Here is a 23584-nt window from a genome sequence, read left to right as displayed (position 1 = left end):
GCCCATGGTCAGCACCGCCGCCGCGGACAACCCGTGGTTCTCCTGGTCGTACGTGACCGAGAACGCCGACGTGCTGTGGGCGCGCACCACCGAGCACGCGCTGCTCACGGTCGAGGCGGTGGCGATCGCCGCGCTCGTCGCGATCCCGCTGGGTCTGCTCGCCTCCCGGGTGCGCTGGCTCGCCGGGCCGCTGCTCGGCACCGCGGCGATCCTCTACACGGTCCCGTCCCTCGCACTGTTCGCGATCCTCGCGCCGATCATGGGGATCGGCCGCCAGCCCGTGCTGCTCGGGCTGGTGCTCTACGCGCTGCTGGTGATCCTGCGCAACACGGTGACGGGCCTCGACGGCGTCGACCCCGCCGCGGTCGACGCCGCCCGCGGGGTGGGCCACGGGCCCCTGCAGGTGCTCGCCCGCGTACGCCTGCCGAACGCGCTCCCGAGCATCATGGCGGGGCTGCGGCTCGCCACCGTCACCACCGTCGCGCTGGTCACGGTGGGCGTGGTGGTGGGCTACGGCGGCCTGGGCCAGCTGATGTTCCAGGGCTTCCGCAACAACTTCTACCGGGCGGAGATCATGACGGCGACGATCGCCTGCGTCCTGCTCGCCCTCGTCCTCGACCTCGTGCTGTGGGCCGCCGGCCGCGCGCTCACGCCGTGGTTGCGCGGGAGGTCCGCATGAGCGCCGCGGCCACCGGGCCCGTGACCATGGCACAGGACACCGGTGTCGTCAGCCAGGCGATCGCCTACCTCAACGACCCCCTGAGCTGGACCGGGCCGGGGGGCATCCTCGAGCTGGGGCGGGAGCACCTGGCGCTCACGGCCGCCGCCGTGCTCGTCGCCGCGGCCGTCGCCCTGCCGGTCGGCGCGTGGCTGGGCCACGGCCGCCGGGGCGGCGGCGTCACCGTCTGGCTGACCAACGCCAGCCGCGCCGTCCCGACGCTCGGCATCATCCTGCTGCTCGCCACGGCGGGCCTCTTCGGCGACGGCGCCACCGTGGTGGCCGCCGCCCTCTTCGCCGCGCCCGTGCTGCTGGTCAACACGTACGAGGGCGTGCGCGGCGCGGACCCCTCCGCGCGCGACGCCGCGGTCGGCCTCGGGATGCCGGGTCGTCAGGTGCTCACCCGGGTCGAGCTGCCGCTCGCCACCGGGCTGGTCGCGGCGGGCGTGCGCACCGCCGTCGTGCAGGTCAGCGCCACGGTGCCGCTGGCGGCGCTCGCCGGCGGCGGCGGCCTGGGGCAGATCATCGCGCTCGGCATGGGCACCCAGCGCTACGGCCAGGTGCTCGCCGGGGGCGTCCTGGTCGCGGCCCTGGCCCTCGTGCTCGACGGCGTCTTCGCCGTCGTGCAGCGGCTCGTCACCCCGGCTCCCCTGCGGGCGTCCGCCCGGCGGTGACCAGGTCGATCCACCACAAACCGGTTGCCCCGCCCCGGCCTCCGCGGTCGAATGGGGCGGTTCGCCCGTCACTCCCACGCGGTACCCACCCCCACCCTGGTCCCTCCCACGGACGGAGAGCTCGATGACCTCCCACCGCACCACCACCCTGCGTCGCACGACGGCCGCGCTGGCCGCCGTCGTCGGCGCGAGCGGGCTGCTCGCCGCCTGCGGCGACCCCGGCTCGGCCGGGGGCGGCGGTTCCACGTCCACCGCCTCGGCCGCAGCCGCGACCTGCGAGGCCGTCCCCGACGACGCGCTCGTGGTGCTCGAGGACGACAAGAAGCTGCAGACCGTGGACAACATCGTCCCCGCGGTCAACGCCGACCTCGCGTCCCAGGCGCCCGACCTGATCCCGCTGCTCGACACCGTGTCCGCCGCGCTCGACACGGACACGCTGATCGGCCTCAACAAGGCGGTCGACATCGACCGCAAGACCTCCGAGGACGTCGCCGCCCAGTTCGTCGAGGACGCCGGCCTCGCGGCCGACGACGCCTCGGCGGGCGAGGGCGTGAAGGTCGCGATCGGCGCGGCCGACTTCGCCGAGAGCGCCACCCTGGGCAACATCTACGCCGACGTGCTCCAGAGCGCGGGCTACGACGCCTCCGTCACGACGATCGGCAACCGCGAGACGTACCTGCCCGCGCTGCTGAAGGGCGACCAGGTGCAGATGGTGCCCGAGTACGTGGGCACGCTCACCGAGTTCCTCAACAAGGACCTCAACGGAGCGGACGCCGAGCCGCAGGCGAGCGGCGACCTCGACGCGACGATGACGGCGCTCACCGACCTCGGCGAGCAGGCCGGCCTGGCCTTCGGCACCCCGTCCCCGGCGCAGGACCAGAACGCGTTCGCCGTCACGCAGGCGTTCGCGACCGAGCACGACCTCACGACGCTGAGCGACCTCGCCGAGGCCTGCGGCGGGCTGGTGCTCGGCGCCGGGCCGGAGTGCACCGAACGGCCGTTCTGCCAGCCCGGGCTCGAGGACACCTACGGTCTGACGTTCTCCGAGTTCCGCTCGCTGGACGCCGGCGGCCCGCTCACCAAGGCGGCGCTGCAGAAGGGCGAGATCACCCTCGGCCTGGTATTCAGCTCCGACGGCTCCCTGTCGACGTCGGCCGGCTGAGCGCCGCGGCACGCGCACGAGGAAGGGCCCCGAGGATCAGGTAGCGATCCTCGGGGCCCTTCTCCGTGCATTCCGTCAGTGCTTGGCGGTCGCCTTCTCGGCACCGGCACCGGTGAGGGAGCGGACCTCCATCTCGGCGAACTTCTCCGGGTGCGGCTTCTCCTTGGACAGGAAGGTACCGACGATGCCCAGGAGGAAGCCCAGCGGGATGGACACCAGGCCCGGGTTCGTCAGCGGGAAGACGGCGAAGTCAGCGCCCGGGAACATCGCCTTCTCGTCCCCCGACACGGTGGGCGACAGGACGATGAGCACGATGCAGGAGACCAGCCCGCCGTAGATGCTCCACAGCGCGCCCGAGGTGTTGAACCGCTTCCAGAACAGCGAGAACACGATGGTCGGCAGGTTCGCGGAGGCCGCCACCGCGAAGGCGAGCGCCACGAGGAACGCGACGTTCTGGTTCTGGGCGAAGATGCCGCCCACGATGGCGATGACGCCGATCACCACCACCGTCCAGCGCGCGATGCGCACCTCGGAGTCGGGCTTGACCTGCCCCTTCTTGATGACGTTGGCGTAGATGTCGTGGGAGAAGCTGGCCGCCGCGGTGATCGTCAGCCCCGCCACCACCGCGAGGATCGTCGCGAACGCGACCGCCGAGATGAGCCCGAGCAGGATCTCGCCGCCGAGGGCGAACGCCAGCAGCGGCGCCGCCGAGTTCACGCCGCCGGGGGCGTTGTTGATCGCCTCCGGACCCACGAGCGCGCCCGCCCCGTAGCCCAGCACGAGGGTGAACAGGTAGAAGATGCCGATGAGCCAGATGGCCCAGACCACCGATCGACGGGCCTCCTTGGCCGTCGGCACGGTGTAGAAGCGCATGAGCACGTGCGGCAGGCCGGCCGTCCCGAGCACGAGCGCGAGGGCCAGCGACAGGAAGCTCAGCTTGGAGGTGGAGTCCGCGCCGTACTGCTTGCCCGGCTCGAGCAGCGCCTCCCCGCCGGGCCCGGCCGCCTCGACGGCACCGCCGAGCAGGTCGGAGAGGTTGAACCCGTACTGGGCCAGCACCCAGACCGTCATGATCGCGGCGCCCGCGATGAGCAGGATCGCCTTGATGATCTGCACCCAGGTGGTGCCCTTCATGCCGCCGACCAGCACGTAGAGGATCATCAGCGCGCCGACGACGGCGATGACGAGGCTCTGCCCGGCCCGGCTGTCGACACCCAGGAGCAGGGCGACGAGGCCGCCGGCGCCCGCCATCTGGGCGAGCAGGTAGAAGAACACCACGAGCAGGGTCGCGAGCGCGGCCGCCATCCGCACCGGACGCTGGCGGAGCCGGAAGGACAGCACGTCGGCCATCGTGAACTTGCCGGTGTTGCGCAGCAGCTCGGCCACCAGCAGCAGCGCCACGAGCCAGGCGACCAGGAACCCGATCGAGTAGAGGAAGCCGTCGTACCCGTTGAGCGCGATGGCGCCGCAGATACCGAGGAAGGACGCGGCGGACAGGTAGTCGCCGGCGATCGCGGTGCCGTTCTGCGGGCCGGTGAAGTTGCGCCCGCCAGCGTAGAAGTCGGCGGCGGACTTGTTCTGCCGCGAGGCGCGGAACACGATCACGAGCGTGACCAGGACGAACGCGGCGAAGATGCCGATGTTCACCCAGGGGTTGCCGATGTCGGTGGCCTCGGCCGCGACGACGGTCGGCGCGCCGGCCGTCCCGTCGGCCGCCAGGGTCAGGTTGCCGCTCACAGGTCGCCCTCCTCGATCTCACGGCGCAGCGCGTCGGCCCGCGCGTCGAACTTCTTGTTCGCCCAGCGGGCGTAGAGCATCGTGATAGCGAAGGTGGAGACGAACTGCCCGAGCCCGAACAGCAGCCCCACCGTGATGTTGCTGTCGCCCAGCCGGATGCTCATGAAGTCGTGGGCGTAGTTGGCGAGCAGGACGTAGACGAAGTACCAGGCGAGGAACAGCGCCGTCATCGGGAACACGAAGTTCCGGAACGCGCGCCGCAGCCCCTGGAACTCGTCCGACCGCTGCACCCTCTGGTACTCGGTCTCGCCGGGTGGTGGCCCTTCCTTGGACAGGTCGGTCATGATGCCTCCGTTGGCTCATGCGGGGTGCCGAGGCCACGCTGCCCCGGTCGATAACGTTCGCGAGGCACACCCTGCTAGAGCCGGACGGTGTGGCGCAAGTCACTACCCAGGCGCGTCCCCAGGTCAGCCACGCACGGGCTCAGCCGCGCACGTACTCCAGGTCGGTCGCGGCCCGCCCGGCGGCGGAACCCTTCCTCTCGAAGCTCGTGAGCACGCGGCCGTCGAACCGGGGCGCGCGCACCCCGGGACCGTGGGCGTTGCGGAAGTCGTCGCTGGCCTCCAGCACCTCGATCATCTGGTCCGCGTAGTGCGACCAGTCCGTGGCGAGCCGCCACACGCCGCCGGGCCGCAGCGCGCGGGCGACGACAGCGGCGAACGCCGGCGTGACGAGGCGTCGCTTCTGGTGGCGCGACTTGTGCCACGGGTCGGGGAAGAAGACCCACAGCTCGTCGACCGACGCCTCCGGCAGCGCCGTGGCCAGCAGCTCCGCGGCGTCCGCCTCGACGAGCCGCAGGTTGCCGAGCTCGTTCCCCGGCGCACCGCCGTCCCGCCCCGGGTCGGCGCCGGCGTGCCCGGCCCGCACGATGGTCTGCGCCAGGCCGGGGGTGTACACCTCGACGGCCAGGTGGTCGCGCTCGGGGTGCGCCGCGGCGGCCGCGACGATCGCCTCGCCCTGGCCGGACCCGATCTCCACCACCAGCGGGGCCGTGCGGCCGAAGACCTGCGCCGGGTCGAGCCGCCAGGCGGGGTCGACCGACGCCACCGTGACGTCGCGCGGCACGTCCACGAGGTACCGGTCGCGGCGGGTGTCCCACGCCTTGCGCTGCGCCGTGGTGAGGCGCGCGCTGCGCCGGACGAAGCTGACCGGCTGGCGCCGGTACCGGGGGTGGGCCGCACCGGTCGGCTCGGCGGCGATCGCGTCGACGATCGCGTCGGCGGGCACGTCGGCGGGCACGTCGGCGGGTACGTCGGCAGGCTCGGAGGTCACGGGGTCGGGCACGGGTCCAGGGTAGACGGGCGGCGCCCGCTCCCCGGCACGGCCCCCCGGTCAGGTGCTCAGCCCGACGAGGGCGAGCAGGGCCGCCCCGTACGCCTCTGCGGGGTCGTCGGCGGCGAAGGTCCGCTGCTCGCCCCTCAGCTCCACCTCGACCTCGTACCGCTCCCCCGCACGCGTCAGGCCCCGGAACGTGGTGCGCAGCAGGTCGCGCAGCTGGTCCTCGCGGGGCAGCCACAGCGCGTCCTCGACGGCCACCGAGTCGAGTGCCCACTCGGTGGTGCCGTTGAAGCCGAGAATGGTGCCGGTCGGGTAGTCGTGGGCCTCGATCGTCATGGTGCTGACGGTGAAGACGTCCCCGGAGAGGTCGGGCGCGTCGATGCGGAACCGGTCGCCGTCGGCCGGTCGCCAGACCAGCCCTGCGTCGCGCAGCCGGGCCGCGAGCTCGGTGGAGATCATCGCCTCATCCTGCGCCGGGTCGCGGCCCGGCGCGCGCCGGCGCCGGTGATGCCCCGCGGGCTCAGCCCAGACCGAGCACCCGCTGCACGAACCAGAAGACTCCCACCAGGGCGACGCCGGCCGCCACGACGGCGGTCACCCACCGCGCCACGCGCGGGGAGCGGCGGCGCAGCAGCACCAGGAGGGGGAACACGATCGCGACGATGCAGAGCTGCACCGCCTCGATGCCCACGTTGAACACGAGCAGCGACCCGAGCAGGCCCCACGACCAGGGCTCGTCGAGCCCCAGCGCGCCGGCGAACCCGAGCCCGTGCACCAGGCCGAAGGCGAACACGACGGCGAGCCGGATGACGTCCGCGCGCGCCAGGTCGCGCCGGCGCCGCGGCTCGACGGTGCCCCCGGGCCCGCCGTCGAGCCCCGTCAGCAGGCGCGGCGGCGCCCCGGGGCGCACGGCCCAGAGGTGCCAGGCTGCGACGGCCGCGATCGATATCGCGATGACCGGCTCCACGACGGCGCCGGGCGCGTTCACGGCGCCCGTCGCCGCGAGCAGGAAGGTCACGGAGTGCGCCACGGTGAACGCGGTCGCCACCAGCACGACGTCCCGCAGCCGGCGCGACCCGACGATGAGCGCCAGCAGGAAGAGGAGGTGGTCGGGGCCCAGCAGCAGATGCTCCGCCCCGAGCACGAAGAACGCGCCCAGGCGGTGCAGCGTCCGGTGCTCGCCCGTGGTCACGGTCGGCTCGGACGGCGTGAGCACCGCCGACCCCTCCTCGTCGTCGAGCTCGTAGGCGACCATCGTCTCGGTGGAGTGCACGAACGACTCGGTGTCGGGGAAGAGCGCGCTGAACAGCGTGTGCGTCTCCTCGCCGGTCGGACAGGAGTAGTCGAGCACCACCGTCGCGTAGGCCTTCCCGCCGCGGTCGCCGACGGTCGGGTCGGCCGCGAGCGCCGGGTCGCAGAGGTCCTCGCCGGCCGCCACCTGGAACCGCTCGGTGACGTACGTCGCCACCTCCTCGGCGTGCGCCGCGAGCTGCGCCTCCTGGGCGGCCTGGCCCTGCGCGTCGTAGGCCTCGGCCGTGAGCCAGGCGGACTTCATGAGCAGGTCGTACTCGAGGTCGAGCTCGACGTGGACGTCCGCGCCGACGGCGGCCGCTACCTGCGCGTACGCGTCGGTCGTGGCGTCGTGCGCGACGGCGGGGCCGGCCGGCAGCACGGTGGCCGCCCCGGCGACGGCGAGGGCCGCCAGGACGGCGCCGCGACGCGACGCCGCCCTGGCGGGGGTGGGGAAGGTCACCGCTTGCCGCCCGCGGTGGTGAGGAGCGCCGGCTCCGCGGCGGTGACGCCGCCGCCGCGCGTGGTCGCCGTGACGACCCACGCGTACTGCGTGTCCCGCTCCAGGCGGTCCCACCGCACGGACGCGACCTCGCCGGACGCCACGGTCCTCGTCCCGATCACGCGCGTGGGCGCGTAGACGGCCAGCGAGTCCGTGACCAGCGACGTGGTGCGGGTGGTGAGGTCCACCGGGAGCACCATGTTGTCGGCGGTCGAGTCGTACCGGGCGTCCGGGTCCCACTCGTCGGCCCCGAAGTCGTCGAGGAGCGGCGAGTAGGTGTCCACGCTCATCTCCGCCCGGTCGACGTCGAACTGCAGCATCCGGAAGTACGACGCCCCGAACCGCAGCCGCTCGGCCGGGTCGTAGCCGCCGATCGTGCCGAGGCCCACCCGACCGGCGGGCACCGTGAACGCCTGGTAGTCCGCGAGGAGCTCCACGACTCCGTCGGCGATCTGCCCCACCTTCGGCTTCACGTTGGTCGTGACGCCGTGCACGTGACCGGCGAGCACGAGGAACACGTTGTCGTTCGGCTCGACGACGTACTTGTACAGCGGGGAGCCGTCCGGGGTGGCGAAGCCCGCGTCCCGGCCGTCCTTCTGCGTGCTGGCGGCGAGGTACGCGTGGGTCATGAGGATGCCGTTGCGGTCGGAGTACCGCTCGAAGATCCCGTCGGCCCACTCGGCCTCCTCGCGGGTGACGCCGTAACCCATGCCCACGGCGACGAAGTCCAGCCCGCCAGCGGAAAACAGCACGTAGTGGTTGGAGCTGTCGCCCTCGCGCCAGGAGCCGTACTCGGCGTTCTCCCAGGACTCGGCCGCGGCCTCGTACCGGTCGGGGCCGAAGTACCGGTTGTACATGTCGGCACCGCCCGCCGCCCCGGACCAGTTGTCGTGGTTGCCGGCGACCGCGGAGTTCGGGATGCCGTCGATGGTCGCCTGGTGCCGGGACGAGACCTCGAACTCACCGGTCACCTGCGCCCGCATGGCATCGTCCTGCGGCTCGCGGATGTTGTTCTCGATGAGGTCGCCGGTGTGCGACACGAACGCGATCTTGCGCTCGTCGGCGTTCGCGGCGATCCAGTCGGTCACGCCGGCGTACGCGGACTCCCAGATCTCCCGCTCCTCGGCCGTCTCCTGCTCGACCGCGCCCTCGGACAGGTACTGGGTGTCGGTCAGGTGCGCGATGGAGAAGTCGTAGTCCGCCGGGTCGGCGAAGCCCTCCTCGCCCGCGTCGAGGTCGTCCGCGAACGGGTCGGTGGCCGCCACCATGACGTGCACGACGCCGCGGTCGCGGTGCTGGGGCCCGGCCGGCGCGACGAGGACGGTGTCGCCCTGCGCCGAGCCGCGCGACGCCGCGAGCGTGTCCCATGCCTTCGCCCGGGTGTCCCAGGCCAGCAGAGCGACCTCGCGCGCCGGGTCGGCGGTGCCGCTCCAGCGCACCACGGGGTGCTCCTCGCGGGTCTTCACCCGCACGTCGAAGCGCTGGTAGGCGACGGCGTCGGCCTGCGGTGAGGCGAGCGTCTTCCCGTCGCCCGCGGCCAGTCCCTTCGCCGGCGCCCTCGTCGCCCCACGAGGGTTCAGCTCCGTCGGGACGGCGTCGGCCGCGCCCTGCCGGACCTCGCCGGGGAGCAGCACGTCCGCCTGCGCGAACGTCGCAGTGACGTTGCCCTTGTCGGGGCCGGCGACGCGGGCCGAGAGGGTGACCGGCGCCTGGGCGCCGGTGGTCCCGGTGGCCGGGGACAGGTCGGTCGGGACGTCGGGCACGCCCGCGCTGGTGACGGCGATCTCGCGCGTGGCGGTGTTGCCGAGGGAGTCCGCGGTCACCACCTCGAGAGTGTGCTCGCCGGCGGGCAGGCCCGGGCCGACCGGGTCGCCGAGCGCGACGGCCTCGCCGTCGAGCGTCACCTGCGCGTCGCCGACCACGCCGTGCGCGTCGGTGAGCTCCACCGCGAGCGGGACGGCGCTGGTGATCACCGCGCCGTCGGCGGGGGTGGACGACGAGACGCGCGGGGCCGTGTTGTCCGTCTCCAGCGTGCGCGTGGCGGTCTCGCCCGTGGTGGACGCCGCGGCCAGCTCGTGCTCGCCGTCCTCCAGGTCGGCGGTGTCGACGTCGGCGCGCAGGCCGCGCGCCGGGGCGTCGACGAGGAAGTGCAGGTCGACCTGGCGGAAGGAGTTGAGGTTGGAGCCGCAGGTGCCGTCGCCGAGGGCGTAGGACGCCGCCGCGTTCTGCTGCTGCGCCGTGCCGGACGCCGGCGTCAGCACGACGTCGGAGATCGTGAAGTCGTCGAGGTTGCAGTCGTTCTCGAAGGCGCCGGCGACGACGTCGACCTCGTTCCAGCCGGGCAGGAGCCACTCGTTCGGGAACGTGATCTCGCCGCGGCCGCCGACGACGGTCTGGTCGATGCGTCGCTCGACGCCGTTGACGCGCAGCAGGTTCTGCGCGGACCCGTCGAGCGAGTTGGAGCCGACGACGAACGAGACGGTGGCCTCGCCGTGCCCGAGCGCGGGGAACGCGGTCTCGGCGGGGGCGTCGACCGTCCACGTGAGCTCGACCTGGGGCACCGCAGTGGTGCTGGAGCCGCAGCTGCCGTCGCCCATCGCGTAGGAGGCCTGCAGGTCCTCCGGCGGGGTGACGGTGCCGTCGGCGACGCTCAGCGCGAGGTCCGACGCCGTGAAGTCGTCGAGGTTCGCGCCGCACGAGGACGAGACGTCCCCGGCGACCAGCGCGATCGTGTTCGCGCCGGGGCGCAGGAGGCGGTTCGGGACGCCCACCTGGGCCCGCTCGGACACGAGGTCGCGGCCGCCTTCGCCGCGCAGGTCGAGCCGGGTGCCGTTGACGAGCAGGTGGTTCTGGTGGCGCGTCTCGACCGCGTTCGTGCCGACGTCGAACGCGAACACCGACACCCCGTCGCCGAGCGTCGCGGGCCCGGCGGCGGGCTCGCCGTCGACGGTCAGCGAGGCGGTGCCGCCGTCGCCGTCGGCCGGCGCGGACGCCGTGACGGTCTGCACGCCCCGCGTGAGCGTGCCGTCCTCCGGCGAGAGCGCGGGCGCGCCGACCGGGGCGTTGTTCACGCGCACGGTGTGCGTGGCCGTGGCGCCCGACCGCGTGGTGGCGACGACCCGGTGGGAGCCGTTCGCGAGCGTCGTCGTGTCGACGTCGGCGGCGAGCCCCGTGGTGGCGCCCGGCGCGTTCTCGACCTCGAACGTCACCGTCGCCTCCTTGACATAGGAGGTGTTGCTGCCGCAGGAGCCGTCGCCCATCGAGTACCCGAAGGAGTTCCCCGTGTCGCCCGCGGTCTCGCCGAGCAGCTCGAGCTGCACCTCGGAGACCACGAAGTCGTCGAAGTTGACGCCGCACGACGAGTCGAGGCCGCCCGCGTGGATCTCGACCGTGTTCGTGCCCTGGACCAGCCACGCGTTCGGCACGGGGACCGAGACGCGCTCCGACACCCAGGTGCGCTCCTGCTCGACGCGATGCCCGTTGACCACGAGGTAGTTGCCGAACGCGGCATCGGCCGAGTTGCTGCCGACGTCGAACGCCAGCGCGGACGTGCCCGTCGTCGACTCGAGGCCGGGCAGGTCCGCGCCGTCCACCGTGATGCGGCCGACCGGGTCGCCCGCGGTGGACGGACCCGCCGCGAACCGCACCGCGCCCTCGAGGTGGGTGCCGTCCTTCGGGGTCAGCGTGGGCGCCGTGCCGGGCTTGGTGGGTCCGGTGGGCTTGCCGGGCTTCTTCCCGTGCGTCGAGGCCGCGGTGCCCTCCGTCCAGCCCGGGAACCCGGGGAACCGGTCGTCGGCGGCGACCGTCGCGGCCGGGTCGGGGTCCGGGTCCGTCGGTGCCGCGGCGGCGGGTGCGACGCCGGCGGCGGGGAGCGCCAGCGACGCCGCCACCACGCAGGCGGCGAGGGAGGACGCGCGCAGGCGTCCAGAGGGTTTCGGCCGCATCAGCGTGCCGTCCTTCCTGTCGTCGATGAAGGGAAGGGCGCTCCCGCCAGGCAGCCCGGGCTCACCCGGGACGACAGCGTTCCGGCGGCGGGTGAACTCCCCGGTGCGTGCCGGGGGCGACGGGGAGAACACTGGACGACCACTGGACGCGGGGTCCGGGCGACGGGACAGCACGAGAAAGCCCCGCCCGGCGGTGCCGGACGGGGCTTGCTGGTGCGCCATCAGGGACTCGAACCCCGAACCCGCTGATTAAGAGTCAGCTGCTCTGCCAATTGAGCTAATGGCGCGTGGCCAGAGGGCGGCAGCCGGCCCGGAAAGGGCCTGGTCGCGATGCACTCACGCGACGAGGCCCCCGCGGAACGGGGACCTCGTGCTGGTGCGCCATCAGGGACTCGAACCCCGAACCCGCTGATTAAGAGTCAGCTGCTCTGCCAATTGAGCTAATGGCGCTGGCGGTGAGAAACATTACCAGCCGTCCAGGGCTGCCGGGAAACCGTTCCGGCCGGTCGGCGCTGTGACCTGCACGACAGCCGTCCGGCCAGCGGCGGGCGCCCTCAGCGGAACGCCTGGTGGCCCGTCAGGTGACGCCCCAGGATCAGGGTGTGCACCTCGTCGGTGCCCTCGTACGTGCGGACCGACTCGAGGTTCGCGGCGTGCCGCATCGGGGAGTGCTCCAGGGTGATGCCGTCGCCGCCGAGGACGGTACGGGCGGTCCGGGCGACGTCGATCGCGGACCGGACGTTCGCGAGCTTGGCAGCCGAGACCTGGTGCGGCTCGAGCCGCCCGGCATCCTTGAGCCGCCCGATCCGCAGTGCCAGGAGCTGCGCGGCGGAGACCTCCAGGGCCATGTCCACGAGCTTCGCCTGGGTGAGCTGGAACGCGGCGAGCGGGCGCCCGAACTGGACCCGCTCCCCCGCGTGCCGCAGCGCCACGTCCAGGCAGTCGCGCGCCGCGCCCGCAGCGCCCCACGCGATCCCGTAGCGGGCCTCCGCCAGGCAGGCGAACGGACCGGCCAGGCCAGGGTGGTGCGGCAGGATCGCGTCCGCCGGGAGCCGCACGTCGTCGAGCACGACGTCGCACTGCAGGGACGCCCGCAGCGACAGCTTGGGCTCGATGGGAGTGGCGACGAATCCCGGGGTCGACGTCGGGACGAGGAAGCCGCGCACACGGCCTGCGCCGGCCGCCGTCTCGTCCGCCGGGTCCGACGCGCGCGCCCACACCACCGCGACGTCGGCCACCGACGCCAGCCCGATCCAGCGCTTGCGCCCCGACAGCACCCACTCGTCGCCCACGCGGGTCGCCGTGGTCGTCATCGACGCCGGGTCGGAGCCCGCGGCGGGCTCGGTGAGGGCGAAGCAGCCGATGGCGTCGCCCGTCGCCATGGCGGGCAGCCAGCGCTCCTGCTGGACGGTCGAGCCGTGCTTCGCGATCGCCGACATCGCCAGCGATCCCTGCACGGAGACGAACGTCCGGATCCCGGAGTCGCCCGCCTCGAGCTCGGCCATCGCGAGCCCGTACTCGACGGCCGAGCGACCCGCGCAGCCGTGCCCGTGCAGGTGCATGCCGAGCAGGCCCGCCTCCGCGAGGTGCGGCACCAGGTCGAGCGGGAAGACGCCGTCCGCGAACCAGCGCGCGACGTGCGGCCGCACGTGCTCGTCGACGAGCGCGCGTACCCGGTCACGGGTCTCGCGCTCCGCGGCGCTCAGCTCGTCCTCGAGCGCGAGCAGGTCCAGGGGATCGCCCATCATGGGCCCACCGTAGCGACGCCGGGCCGGGCCGTCAGAGGTACAGGCCGGTCGCGCCGCCCTCGTCCTCGGTCTCGGTGACACCGTGCACGTCGCGCTCGCGCAGGAGCACGTAGTCGGTGCCGCCGAGGTCCACCTCGGCCCGGTCCTCCGGGTCGTAGAGCACGCGGTCGCCCACGGCGACCTGGCGCACGTGCTCGCCCTTCGCCACCACCTGGGCCCACGCGAGCCGCTTGGCCCCGGCGGCGGTGGCCGGGATCACGAGGCCCGCCGTCGACTGCCGCTCCGACGAGTCCACCTCGGGCTCCACCAGCAGGCGGTCGTGCAGCATGCGGATGGGCAGGGGTGCGGTGCGAGGCGCAGCGTCGGTCACGGCACCACGCTAGACGACGCGGACGTCTACGCTCGACGCCGGGGCGTGCGGCCTCGACGGCCCCGCCCGCACGACAGCCACCAGACCAAGGAGTGCCCGTGACCCGTCTCGCCGTCGGCGACACCGCCCCCGCCCTCGAGCTGCCCGCCGTCCTGCCCGACGCGTCCGGCACCGGCCGCACGACCGGCACCTTCTCGCTGGCCGACGCGCTCGCCGAGCCCGGCCGCAAGGGCGTCGTCGTGTACTTCTACCCCGCCGCGATGACGCCGGGGTGCACCACCGAGGCCTGCGACTTCCGCGACTCGCTCGCGTCCCTGCAGGGCGCCGGCTACGCCGTCGTCGGCGTCTCCCCCGACGGCGTGGACAAGCTCGCGACGTTCGCCGAGCGCGACGCGCTGACGTTCCCGCTCGTCGCCGACACCGAGCACACGGCGCTCGAGGCCTGGGGCGCGTGGGGCGAGAAGAAGAACTACGGCAAGACGTACGTGGGCGTCATCCGCTCCACCGTCGTCGTCGACCCGGAGGGCAAGGTCGCCGTCGCGCAGTACAACGTCAAGGCGACCGGTCACGTCGCGCGGGTGCGCAAGACCCTCGGCCTCGACTGACGCCGACTGCCTACACTGGCCCGGCGCGCGAGTGGTGGAATGGCAGACACGCTGGTCTTAGGAACCAGTGTCTTCGGACGTGCGGGTTCGAGTCCCGCCTCGCGCACCGGCGAATGACGACGCCCGCCCCGGGAAGCCGGGACGGGCGTCGTCCGTGGTGCTGGCGGTGCGGCGGTCAGGCCTGCGGCGCGCCGTTGTTCTCGGCGGCGATCTGGGCGCGCACGTCGTCCATGTCGAGGCCCTTGACGGCGTCGACGACCTGCTTGAGCGCGGGGCGGGGCAGGGCGCCGGCCTGGTTGAAGACCAGCACGCCCTCGCGGAACGCCATGAGGGTCGGGATGGCCGTCACGCCCGCGGCGGCGGCGATGCGCTGGTGGGCCTCGGTGTCGATCTTGGCGTGCACCACGTCCGCGTTCTCCTCGGACGAGGCCTCGAAGACCGGCGCGAACTGCTTGCACGGGCCACACCACTCGGCCCAGAAGTCGACCAGCACGATGTCGTTGTCGGTGACGGTCTTCTCGAACGTGTCGTCGGTCAGCTCGACGGTGGCCATGGGTGTCGTCCTTCCATCAGGGGGTCTCCTGCGCACAGCGCCGGGACGCTCCCCAGTATTCCCGGGGCACCCGTCACGGCGCGCTGCGACGGGGTGGCGCGGGGTGCGGGCTGGTAGAAACGACCTGTGACGGACACGGCCGAGTTTCCTCCAGACGACGAGTTCTACCGCGACGAGCCACAGCCCGCGGGCTGGCTCAGCCCGGAGGACCTTGCGGCCGTGCGCGCGCAGCTCCCCGTCGTCTACGTCGACGCCGTGCCGGTGCGCGTCGACGACTCCGGCGACGTGGTCGCCGTCGGGCTGCTGCTGCGCGTCACGCCGCTCGGCACCATGACCCGGGCGCTCGTCTCGGGCCGCGTCCTCTACCACGAGCGGGTGCGCGACGCGCTGCTGCGGCACATCGAGAAGGACCTGGGCCCGGTCGCGCTGCCGCAGGTGCCGGCGTCGCCCCAGCCGTTCACCGTGGCTGAGTACTTCCCCACCCCCGGCATCACGCCGTACCACGACCCCCGCCAGCACGCCGTGTCCCTGGCGTACGTGGTCCCGGTGACGGGCGACTGCCGCCCGCAGCAGGACGCGCTCGACCTGGCGTGGCTCACGCCGGAGGAGGCGTGCAGCGACACCGTGCAGGCCGAGATGATCCACGGCCAGGGCACCCTCGTGAAGCAGGCGATGGCCTGGGCCGGCCGCCTGACGTGAGCCGCCGGACGGCGACCGCCGCGCACCTGCTCGTCGCGCTCCCCGCCCTCGGGGGCGTGCTCATGGAGCTCGTCATCGCGCTCGTCGACGGCCCGGGCGCGGCGGGCACCACGACGGAGCGGCTGGTCCGGCTGTTCTCCTACTTCACGATCCTGTCCAACGTCGGCATCGGTGCGGTCTCCGTGCTCCTGGCGCTCCACCCGGCGCGCGACGGCCGGCTGCTGCGCGTCGCGCACCTGGATGCGCTGCTGTGCATCGTCGTCACCGGCGTCGTCTACAACACGGTGCTCGCCGGCACGGTGCCCGGGCTCACGCAGGCAGGTCAGCTGTCGAACGTGCTCCTGCACATGGCGTCGCCCGTGCTCGCGGTGGTCGTGTGGCTCCTCGCCGGGCCGCGCCCCCGGGTCGACGCGGTCACGGTGGGCTGGTCCGTCGTCGGGCCGCTGGCATGGATCGGCTACACCTTCGTGCGCGGCGCGGTCGTGGGCTGGTACCCGTACCCGTTCCTCGACGTCGGCGAGCTGGGCCTGGCGCGCGCGCTGGTCAACGCCGCCCTCGTCGCGGCCATGTTCCTCCTGCTCGCCCTCGTGGCGCTCTGGGCGGACCGCCGTCTGCCCGCGGCGCCCGACCGCCGACGCTAGGACACGGCCGTCTCGCCCAGGCCGCCCCCGTCGCCCCCGTCGTCGTCCAGACCGTCCCAGCACGGCCCGTAGCCGAGACGTGCCTGCTCCCAGGCCACGACGTCCCGGGCGAGGGCTCCCACGGTGACGTCCACCGCCGACACGGCCGCGGCCGCCACGCTCGACGTGCGGACGTACTCGTCGAACACCTTCTGCTTCCCGGCGAGCAGCTCCACGACCCGCTCGTCCACACCGTCCTCCGCGAGCAGCCGGTGGGCCCGGACCGTGCGGACCTGGCCCATCCGGTGCAGCCGCGCGACCGCCTGATCCTCGGCGGCCGGGGTGAGCTGCGGCTCGCACAGCACGACGACGCTCGCCGCCTGGAGGTTGAGCCCGGTCCCTCCGACGGCGATCTGGGCCACGAGCACCGGAGCGTCGTCGTCGGAGACGAACCCGTCCACGAGCCCCATGCGCTCGGCGACGGGGACGTCACCGGTCAGGGGCCCGTGCACCGGCACGCCCCGGGATCCGAGCACCGTGACCACCGTGTCCAGCACGTCGCGGAAGGTGGAGAAGACGACCACGCCCCGCCCCTCGTCGCGCGCCTCATCGACGATCTCCAGCAGCCGCGTCAGCTTGGCGCACGCCCTGAAGTCGCCGTCGGCGCCCGCGACCCAGGCCGCTCGCCGCATCGCCATGAGGTTGCCGGCGGCGACGGCGTCCCGATAGGCACGGTCGTCGGCCGCGGTGAGGTCGACCCAGTCGTCGGCGGCGATGATCTCGGGCAGCTCGACGAGCACGTCCTCCTGGTTGCGCCGCAGGTAGACCGGCGCGACGACCCGCCGGAAGGCGTCAGGACCCAGCAGCCCCAGGTGGCCCGGCAGCTGCGCGACGAGGTCGGGCTGCAGCATGCGGACGAGCTCCAGGAAGTCCTCGAGCCGGTTGTCCATCGGGGTGCCGGTGAGGAACAGCACCCGCCACACCCGGCGGGCCCAGCGGCCCACCGCCCGGGACCGTCGCGTGCGGGGGTTCTTCACGTAGTGCGCCTCGTCGACGACGACGAGAGCGACGTCGCCGACGTCGGGCACGTGCGCGAGGCCCTCGAAGGTGGTGAGGCCGACGCCGCCGCGCGACTCCCACGCCGCGATCGCGCCGGCCCGTCCCTCGCCGTGCATACGGTGGGACGTCAACGAGGTGCGGTCCTCCACCTCCCTCGCCCAGTTCGCGAGCAGGCTGGCCGGGCAGACCACGAGGAACCGCCCTTCGCCCTGCGCCGTCAGGTGGGCCATGACCGCGAGCGCCTGCACGGTCTTGCCGAGCCCCATCTCGTCGCCGAGCAGCGCCCGTCCCTGGTTGAGGACGAACCGGGCGCCGAACTCCTGGTAGCCGCGCAGGGGGACGCGCATCGCGCCGACGTCGAGCGGGCGGGCCTCGACGCGGTCGACCAGGTCCTGCGGCAGGAGCCCGCGTGCCGCGAGGGCGTCCTGCGCCTGGGGCACGATGTCGACCAGCACCGCGTAGTACTCGGCGGACCGCTTCTCGAAGTCGGCGGCCAGCGCGAGCACCCCGGGGTCGGGCTCCTCGACACCGGCAGCGAGCGTGGCGAGCGTCACGTCCAGGTGTGTGCCGAAACCCGAGCGGTCCCAGGCGCGCAACGAGGCCAGCGCCTCGCGCGCGGCCCGGCGTGTGGACGCCCGCGCCGTCCACCACCGCGCGAGGTGCCGGGCGCGCGCCGCGACGGGCAGGGCGGCGGCCACGCTCGCCGCGTAGTCCGTCAGCGCGGTGCGGTGCGGTGCGACGAGCGGGCGCAGCCGCATGACCCGGTGGAGGGACGCCAGGAGCCGGTCCGCGCCGGCCGGCGTCGGCAGCCCCGCCCGGTCGATCCCGATCCGCAGCGGGTGCAGCGCGACGGCGGCCTCCGCCAGCTGCCCGACAGCGGCCACCACGCCGCGTGCCGTCGTCTCCCCGACCCCGGGCAGGGCCGCGAGGTCGCGCGGCCCGACGTCGAGGAGGTCCGCGGCAGTCAAGTAGCCGGCCGCCTGGACGGCGGACAGCCGCAGGTTGCGGTCGGTGGTCTCGCCCAGGCGCGCCGTGTCGACGCGTTCCAGCTCCTCGCGGACGCGCCGGCGCTCGTCGTCCCGCACCCAGGCCGCGACGGTGACGACGGCCGCGTCGAGGTGGTCCAGGATCGCCCGTGCGCCGTCCCTGCGGCCGGCGTGGCGTGCGACCAGCGCGCGGGCCTCGCGCCCGGGCGCGACAGGTTCCTCGACGGGGATGGGAGGTTCGGCGGCCACGAGCCGAGGGTAGTCACCGGCCTCTCGCACGGTCGTCGACCTGCGGTCAGGCGGAGAGGTCGAGCACCGGCCAGTCCGCGAGGTCGGCGCGCATGCGCCGGTCGTGGGTGGCGACGACGACGGCGGCGGGCGTGGCGATCAGCGCGCGGGTCAGCTCGTCCACGAGGTCCACCGACAGGTGGTTGGTGGGTTCGTCGAGCAGCAGCACGTGGGGCGCGTGCAGGAGCGCCCGCGCGAGCTCGAACCGGCGCCGCTGCCCCGCCGACAGCTCCGCGAGCGGCCGCTCCAGGTCCTCCTCGCTCAGCAGGCCGAGGGCGGCCACGGGCACCACGTGCTCCGGGTCCAGCTCGCCGCGCTGCAGCAGCTCCAGCGCCTCCGCCGCGTACGCGTCGAACCCGGAACGCGGCCCCGCGTCGCCGGCGTCCGCGATGTCCACGACGTCCAGCGCCGGGGCGCGGGTCTCGGCGCCGGCCGCGAGCGCCGTCTCCTGCGCCACGATGCCCAGCCGTGCCCCCGCGGTCACGGTGCGGGTCCCGCGCGCCAGCGGCACCCGGCCCGCGAGCGCCGCCAGCAGGGTCGACTTGCCGGCCCCGTTGGGCCCGACGACCAGCAGCCGGCCCGACGGTGGGATCGCGACACGCGTGCCGGGCAGGTCGACCCGGACGCCGTCGCCGTCTCGCCGCCCCGAGCCGGCGCCGTCCTGAGCCTGTCGAAGGGCCCAGGGGTCCGCCACGACCCGCGGCGAGCGGAGCTCGACGAGCGGGTCGCCCGCGTCCCAGCCGGGCGACATCGCGGGCAGGTCCGGGAACGCGAGCCGCGCCGGCGGCACGGGCACCTCGACGGCCTCGGCCTCGAGCTTCTCGACCAGCCGGTCGGCGGCCTTGACGTGGATGCGGGCGCGCGTCGCGCGGCGGTGCTTCTGCGACCCCTTCGCCGGGCGCCACTCGTCAGACAGCCCCTCGTACGAGGCGTCGAGGCGCTCGGCGAGCACGCGGGCGCGCTCCTGCTCCGCGCGGTAGCGCTGCCGCCACCGGTGCAGGGCCTGGTTCTTGGCGAACCGGTACGCCAGGTAGCCGGGCTGCCCGTACAGGACGGGCTTGCCGTCCATCGAGGGGTCGAGGTCGAGGATCGCCGTGGCGACGTCGTCGAGCAGCTCGCGGTCGTGCGTCACGACCACGACCCCGCCGCGCCAGGCGATCAGCTCGCCGGTGAGGAACTCGATCGCGGAGTCGTCGAGGTGGTTGGTCGGCTCGTCCAGGAGCAGCAGGTCCGCCCGCTCGGCGAGCCGGCACGCGAGCCGCACGCGGTACCGCTGGCCGACGGACAGGGTGTCGAGACGGCGGTCGGGGTCGCGCACCGCGTCCAGCCGGGTCAGGGCCACCTCGACCCGGCGGTCGGCGTCCCACGCGGCCAGGTGCTCGGCGCGCGCGAGCAGGCCGGACAGCCGCCGCAGGTCGCCCGTCTCGTGGTCGAACGCCGCGGCCTCGGCCTCGATCTCGGCGGCGAGCGCCCGCAGCCCGGCGAGCGTGCCCCGCACCAGGTCCCCGACCGTCTGGCCGGGCGTGGTGACGAGCTCCTGCTCCACCAGCGCGACGCTCCCCTTGCGACGGATCCCGCCGCGGGCGGGCTGCAGGTCGCCGGCAAGCAGGTGCAGCAGCGTCGACTTTCCGGAGCCGTTCTCGCCCACCACGCCCAGGCGGGTGCCGTCGGACACCCGCAGGCTCACGCCGTCGAGGACCGGGCGGCCGGGATAGGCGAACGCGAGGTCCGTGGCGGTGAGCTGCACCCGACGATCCTAGGGCGAGGCCTGCCGGGCGCTCGCATAGGGTGGACGGCATGACCTCCCCCGCTTCCGAGACCGTGCCCGGCGCTGCCCTGCGCGCCGACGGCCGCACGCCCGACCAGCTCCGCCCCGTCACGATCACGCGCGGGTGGACCCAGAACGCCGAGGGCTCCGTGCTGGTGGAGTTCGGCAACACCCGTGTGCTGTGCACGGCGTCGTTCACCGCGGGCGTGCCGCGCTGGAAGAAGGGCTCCGGCGAGGGCTGGGTCACCGCGGAGTACGCGATGCTCCCCCGCGCGACCAACGAGCGCAGCCAGCGCGAGTCGGTCAAGGGCAAGATCGGCGGCCGCACCCACGAGATCTCCCGCCTCATCGGCCGCGCGCTGCGCGCCGTCGTCGACGTCTCGGCGCTCGGGGAGAACACGATCGTGCTCGACTGCGACGTCCTGCAGGCCGACGGCGGCACCCGCACCGCCGCGATCACCGGCGCGTACGTGGCCCTCGCCGACGCCGTGGCATGGGGCGCCCGGCACGGCCACGTCACCGGCGGCAAGCAGGTGCTCACCGACTCGGTCGCCGCCGTCAGCGTCGGCATCATCGACGGGACCCCGATGCTCGACCTGCCCTACGTCGAGGACGTGCGGGCCGAGACGGACATGAACGTCGTGACGACCGGGTCGGGCACGTTCGTGGAGGTGCAGGGCACCGCGGAGCACGCGCCGTTCGACCGCGCCGAGCTCGACGCCCTGCTGGACCTCGCCGTCGCCGGCACGGCCGAGCTCACCGAGACCCAGCGCGCGGCGCTGGCGCAGGAGCTCTGAGCATGTCCGGCGCGAGCATCACCGTCCCTGCCGGCGCCCGCCTGGTGCTGGCCACGCACAACCGCAAGAAGCTCGTGGAGCTGCGCGCCATCCTGCGCGAGCAGCCGGGCCTCGACGCGCTGCCCGACGACGCCGTGGTGACGGCAGGCGACCTCGGCGCCCCGGAGCCGGTCGAGGACGGGGTGTCGTTCGTCGAGAACGCGCTCATCAAGGCGCGAGCGCTCGCCGCGGCCACGGGCCTGCCCGCCGTGGCAGACGACTCCGGCCTCAGCGTGGACGTCATGGGCGGCGCGCCCGGCATCTTCTCGGCCCGCTGGGCGGGGCGGCACGGCGACGACGTGGCGAACCTCGAGCTGCTGCTGGCGCAGCTGTCGGACGTGCGCGACGAGCACCGCGCCGCGGCGTTCGTCTGCGCGGCGGCGCTGGTGACCCCGGACGGGCGCGAGGAGGTGTGCCTCGGCGAGATGCCCGGCACCCTGGTGCGCGCGCCGCGCGGCGAGAACGGCTTCGGCTACGACCCCGTCCACGTGCCCGCCGAGCAGGCCCCCGGGCCCGACGGCACGCCCGGGACGCGCACGTCCTCGGAGCTCGAGCCGGCGGAGAAGAACGCCATCAGCCACCGCGGGAAGGCGTTCCGCGCCCTGGCCGCGGCGGTCGCCGCCGCCCTCTGACCCGGGCGCGCACGACCACTCAGGCGCGGCGGCGGGCGGCGAGCGCCGCGAGCGCCCGCCAGCCCAGCATCGTCACGCCGAGGAAGACGGCGGTGACGATCGCGAACGACACCTCGACCCCGCCGATGCCGAGCACGGGCCGCAGCACCAGGCCCAGCACCACGGTGGCGAACCACACCGCCACCCCCGTGGGCCACACCTGCGCGGGGGCGCGCCAGGCGCGCGTCGCGAGCCAGCCGACGGCGAGCCCCACGACGAACGGGAGCCCGACCAGCGCGACGTGCCCGACGCCCGCCGTGTCGTGGTTGAGCGTGCCCACCACGGTGAACACGAGCACGCAGACGAGGTCGCAGACGGCGGCGGGCCAGGCGGGCCGAGCAGTCGGGGTCGTCGGGGAGGCGGGAGCGGAGGCGTCGTTCACGGGGCCGAGGCTATCGCTCACAGCTCGTGCACCCCGCCGGCGACCGCCACCTCGACGGGCCCGTCGTAGACCGACCGCGCCTCCGCACGCGCGACGTCCGGCGAGCTCCACACAGGCAGGTGCGTGAGCAGCAGACTCCGCGCCCCGGCGGCGGCCGCGGCCTCCCCGGCCCGCCGGCCGGTGAGATGGATGCCACGCTCGACGGCGTCGTCGCGCCCCTCCTGGAACGCGGCCTCGCACAGGAACAGGTCGGCGTCGCGCGCCCCGGCGACCAGCCCGTCGCAGGCATCCGTGTCCCCGGAGTAGACGAGGGTCGCTCGCTCCCCCGGGCGGACCGACGACGGCCCGGTCACGCGGATGCCGTACGCCTCCACCGGGTGGAACACCGCGAAGGGCTCGAGCTCGAACGGACCCACGCGCACCGGCGTCCCGTGCTGCCACGCCTGGAAGTCGTACTCCCCCGCCATCGACTCGCCCGGCGCCAGGCCGTACATCGCGGCGGCTCGTTCGGGCGTGGCGGCGGGCCCGAGCACGGGCAGCTTCCGCCCGACCCCGGTGCGCGTGCCGCCCCGCTCGGGGTGGTAGCGCAGGTACACGTACAGCCCCGACAGGTCCGCGCAGTGGTCCGGGTGCAGATGGGACAGGGCCACGGCGTCCAGGTCGAGCGGGTCGACGTGCCGCTGCAGCGCTCCGAGCCCCCCGTTGCCGAGGTCGAGCAGCACGTTCCACTCCCGCTCGCCGTCGTGCGCCTGCAGCAGGTAGGCGGACGCGGGCGAGGCGGGCCCGGGGAAGGAGCCGGCGACACCGACGGTGACGAGCCTCATGCGGCCTCCACCAGGGCCACCTCCGGCCCCAGGAACCGGCGCGCGAGCTGCTCGAACGGCTCGGGCGTCCCCGTGGCGAGGAAGCGGTGCGCGGGCGGGGGCGCGTCGGACGACCGCTCCAGGTCGTGCTGCACGAGGTTGCGGTACACGTCCTTGGCGGTCTCCTCGGCGCTCGAGACGAGGGTGACGTCCTCCCCCATGACGTACGAGACGGCGCCCGCGAGCAGCGGGTAGTGGGTGCAGCCCAGGACGAGAGTGTCGACGCCGGCGGCCTTCACCGGGTCCAGGTAGCGGTGGGCGACCTCGAGCACCTCGGGGCCGGACGTCAGCCCCCGCTCCACCAGCGGAACGAAGTCCGGACATGCCTGCGTGGTGATCTCCAGCCCAGGGGTCACGTGGAACGCGTCGTCGTAGGCGCGCGAGTCGACGGTCGCCTTGGTGCCGATGACGCCGATGCGCCCGGTCTTGGAGGCGAGCACCGCGCGTCGTGCCGCAGGGCGGATCACCTCGACCACCGGGATGCCGCGCCGCACGGTGTACCGCTCGCGGGCGTCGGGCAGCGCGACCGCGGTCGCGGAGTTGCAGGCGATGACCAGCATCTTCACGCCCTCGTCGACCAGCCGGTCCATGACGTCGAGCGCCATCGCGCGCACGGCGGCGAGCGGCTTCGGCCCGTACGGGCTGTTCGCCGTGTCGCCCAGGTAGAGCACCTGCTCGTGGGGCAGCTGGTCGAGGATGGAGCGCGCGACGGTCAGCCCGCCGACGCCGCTGTCGAAGATCCCGATGGGGGCGTCGTTCACCCGAGGAAGC

22 protein-coding genes and 3 tRNA genes are annotated in these 23584 nt (G+C 74.0%); 9 read left to right on the top strand and 16 right to left on the bottom strand.

Annotation, left to right across the window (positions count from 1 at the left end; translation table 11 throughout):
- Positions 1-4: 4 nt before the first annotated feature.
- From B5Y66_RS18355 to B5Y66_RS18345, 3 genes are all read left to right on the top strand, one after another.
- Positions 5-679, top strand: a complete 675-nt coding sequence (locus B5Y66_RS18355; protein ID WP_079576325.1) for an ABC transporter permease — start codon at positions 5-7, stop codon at positions 677-679.
- Positions 676-1392, top strand: a complete 717-nt coding sequence (locus tag B5Y66_RS18350; protein WP_245807210.1) for an ABC transporter permease — start codon at positions 676-678, stop codon at positions 1390-1392. The genes B5Y66_RS18355 and B5Y66_RS18350 overlap by 4 nt, the downstream gene beginning before the upstream one ends.
- Before the next feature lie 124 nt (positions 1393-1516).
- Positions 1517-2554, top strand: coding sequence for a glycine betaine ABC transporter substrate-binding protein (locus tag B5Y66_RS18345; protein WP_079576069.1), 1038 nt, complete (start codon positions 1517-1519; stop codon positions 2552-2554).
- A gap of 75 nt (positions 2555-2629) precedes the next feature.
- Here the strand turns inward: B5Y66_RS18345 and B5Y66_RS18340 are convergent, their stop codons facing one another.
- The 10 genes from B5Y66_RS18340 to B5Y66_RS18295 all read right to left on the bottom strand — a co-directional run bounded on the left by B5Y66_RS18340 (position 2630) and on the right by B5Y66_RS18295 (position 13441).
- Positions 2630-4273 carry a solute symporter family protein gene (locus tag B5Y66_RS18340; RefSeq protein ID WP_407656412.1) on the bottom strand — a complete coding sequence of 548 codons (1644 nt, stop codon included), beginning with the start codon at positions 4271-4273 and terminating at the stop codon, positions 2630-2632.
- A 14-nt stretch (positions 4274-4287) separates the two neighbouring features.
- Positions 4288-4635, bottom strand: coding sequence for a DUF485 domain-containing protein (locus B5Y66_RS18335; protein ID WP_079576067.1), 348 nt, complete (start codon positions 4633-4635; stop codon positions 4288-4290).
- A 139-nt stretch (positions 4636-4774) separates the two neighbouring features.
- Positions 4775-5635, bottom strand: a complete 861-nt coding sequence (gene trmB / locus B5Y66_RS18330; RefSeq protein ID WP_407656408.1) for a tRNA (guanosine(46)-N7)-methyltransferase TrmB — start codon at positions 5633-5635, stop codon at positions 4775-4777.
- Positions 5636-5683: 48 nt separating this feature from the next.
- Positions 5684-6088: a pilus assembly protein CpaE gene (locus B5Y66_RS18325; RefSeq protein WP_079576066.1), complete on the bottom strand. Its 405-nt coding sequence runs from the start codon at positions 6086-6088 to the stop codon at positions 5684-5686.
- 61 nt (positions 6089-6149) lie between these two features.
- Positions 6150-7382, bottom strand: a complete 1233-nt coding sequence (locus tag B5Y66_RS18320) for a HupE/UreJ family protein (protein ID WP_079576065.1) — start codon at positions 7380-7382, stop codon at positions 6150-6152.
- Positions 7379-11365: a metallophosphoesterase gene (locus tag B5Y66_RS18315; RefSeq protein WP_139820979.1), complete on the bottom strand. Its 3987-nt coding sequence runs from the start codon at positions 11363-11365 to the stop codon at positions 7379-7381. The genes B5Y66_RS18320 and B5Y66_RS18315 overlap by 4 nt, the downstream gene beginning before the upstream one ends.
- Before the next feature lie 211 nt (positions 11366-11576).
- Positions 11577-11652: transfer RNA gene (locus B5Y66_RS18310), tRNA-Lys, on the bottom strand.
- 87 nt (positions 11653-11739) lie between these two features.
- Positions 11740-11815, bottom strand: a tRNA-Lys gene (locus tag B5Y66_RS18305).
- A gap of 104 nt (positions 11816-11919) precedes the next feature.
- The gene (locus tag B5Y66_RS18300) at positions 11920-13110 is read right to left on the bottom strand and encodes an acyl-CoA dehydrogenase family protein (protein ID WP_176168936.1); all 1191 of its coding nucleotides are present in this window, start codon (positions 13108-13110) and stop codon (positions 11920-11922) included.
- A gap of 34 nt (positions 13111-13144) precedes the next feature.
- A complete protein-coding gene (locus B5Y66_RS18295) occupies positions 13145-13441 on the bottom strand; it encodes a GroES family chaperonin (protein ID WP_079576322.1) in 297 nt (98 codons plus the stop codon).
- A 140-nt stretch (positions 13442-13581) separates the two neighbouring features.
- Here B5Y66_RS18295 and B5Y66_RS18290 point away from each other — a divergent pair, with 140 nt between their 5' ends.
- Positions 13582-14088: a peroxiredoxin gene (locus B5Y66_RS18290; RefSeq protein ID WP_079576062.1), complete on the top strand. Its 507-nt coding sequence runs from the start codon at positions 13582-13584 to the stop codon at positions 14086-14088.
- Positions 14089-14113: 25 nt separating this feature from the next.
- Positions 14114-14194: transfer RNA gene (locus B5Y66_RS18285), tRNA-Leu, on the top strand.
- Between the two features lie 69 nt (positions 14195-14263).
- Here the strand turns inward: B5Y66_RS18285 and trxA are convergent.
- Positions 14264-14641, bottom strand: a complete 378-nt coding sequence (gene trxA / locus B5Y66_RS18280) for a thioredoxin (protein WP_079576061.1) — start codon at positions 14639-14641, stop codon at positions 14264-14266.
- Between the two features lie 126 nt (positions 14642-14767).
- Here trxA and B5Y66_RS18275 point away from each other — a divergent pair, with 126 nt between their 5' ends.
- Both B5Y66_RS18275 and B5Y66_RS18270 read left to right on the top strand, forming a co-directional pair.
- Entirely contained in the window at positions 14768-15340 is a 573-nt protein-coding gene (locus B5Y66_RS18275; protein ID WP_079576060.1) for an NUDIX hydrolase family protein, read from the top strand.
- A complete protein-coding gene (locus tag B5Y66_RS18270) occupies positions 15337-15981 on the top strand; it encodes a Pr6Pr family membrane protein (protein WP_245807209.1) in 645 nt (214 codons plus the stop codon). The genes B5Y66_RS18275 and B5Y66_RS18270 overlap by 4 nt, the downstream gene beginning before the upstream one ends.
- Here B5Y66_RS18270 and B5Y66_RS18265 read toward each other — a convergent pair.
- Both B5Y66_RS18265 and B5Y66_RS18260 read right to left on the bottom strand, forming a co-directional pair.
- Positions 15978-18254, bottom strand: a complete 2277-nt coding sequence (locus B5Y66_RS18265; RefSeq protein ID WP_139820978.1) for a DEAD/DEAH box helicase — start codon at positions 18252-18254, stop codon at positions 15978-15980. The two genes, B5Y66_RS18270 and B5Y66_RS18265, sit on opposite strands and share 4 nt — an antisense overlap.
- Before the next feature lie 46 nt (positions 18255-18300).
- Positions 18301-20040, bottom strand: a complete 1740-nt coding sequence (locus tag B5Y66_RS18260) for an ABC-F family ATP-binding cassette domain-containing protein (protein WP_079576059.1) — start codon at positions 20038-20040, stop codon at positions 18301-18303.
- 50 nt (positions 20041-20090) lie between these two features.
- On the opposite strand from B5Y66_RS18260, the gene rph reads away from it, so the two are divergent.
- Positions 20091-20858 carry a ribonuclease PH gene (rph, locus tag B5Y66_RS18255; protein WP_079576319.1) on the top strand — a complete coding sequence of 256 codons (768 nt, stop codon included), beginning with the start codon at positions 20091-20093 and terminating at the stop codon, positions 20856-20858.
- Positions 20859-20860: 2 nt separating this feature from the next.
- Positions 20861-21529, top strand: a complete 669-nt coding sequence (rdgB, locus tag B5Y66_RS18250; RefSeq protein WP_079576058.1) for an RdgB/HAM1 family non-canonical purine NTP pyrophosphatase — start codon at positions 20861-20863, stop codon at positions 21527-21529.
- 19 nt (positions 21530-21548) lie between these two features.
- On the opposite strand, the gene B5Y66_RS18245 is transcribed toward rdgB, so the two are convergent.
- Genes B5Y66_RS18245 through murI form a run of 3 tightly spaced genes read right to left on the bottom strand, consistent with a single transcriptional unit; the run spans position 21549 to position 23574 of the window.
- On the bottom strand, positions 21549-21950 hold the full coding sequence (locus tag B5Y66_RS18245) for a DUF3054 domain-containing protein (protein ID WP_079576057.1): 402 nt from the start codon (positions 21948-21950) through the stop codon (positions 21549-21551).
- A 17-nt stretch (positions 21951-21967) separates the two neighbouring features.
- Complete coding sequence (locus tag B5Y66_RS18240; RefSeq protein WP_079576056.1) at positions 21968-22774, bottom strand: MBL fold metallo-hydrolase; 807 nt, start codon at positions 22772-22774, stop codon at positions 21968-21970.
- The gene (gene murI, locus B5Y66_RS18235) at positions 22771-23574 is read right to left on the bottom strand and encodes a glutamate racemase (protein ID WP_079576055.1); all 804 of its coding nucleotides are present in this window, start codon (positions 23572-23574) and stop codon (positions 22771-22773) included. The genes B5Y66_RS18240 and murI overlap by 4 nt, the downstream gene beginning before the upstream one ends.
- Between the last annotated feature and the right edge of the window lie 10 nt (positions 23575-23584).

The organism is Krasilnikoviella flava (assembly GCF_900167525.1).
GTDB lineage: Bacteria > Actinomycetota > Actinomycetes > Actinomycetales > Cellulomonadaceae > Isoptericola > Isoptericola flavus.
Note: the sequence above shows the minus strand (reverse complement) of the source record. Positions and strands in the feature narration are given on the sequence as shown.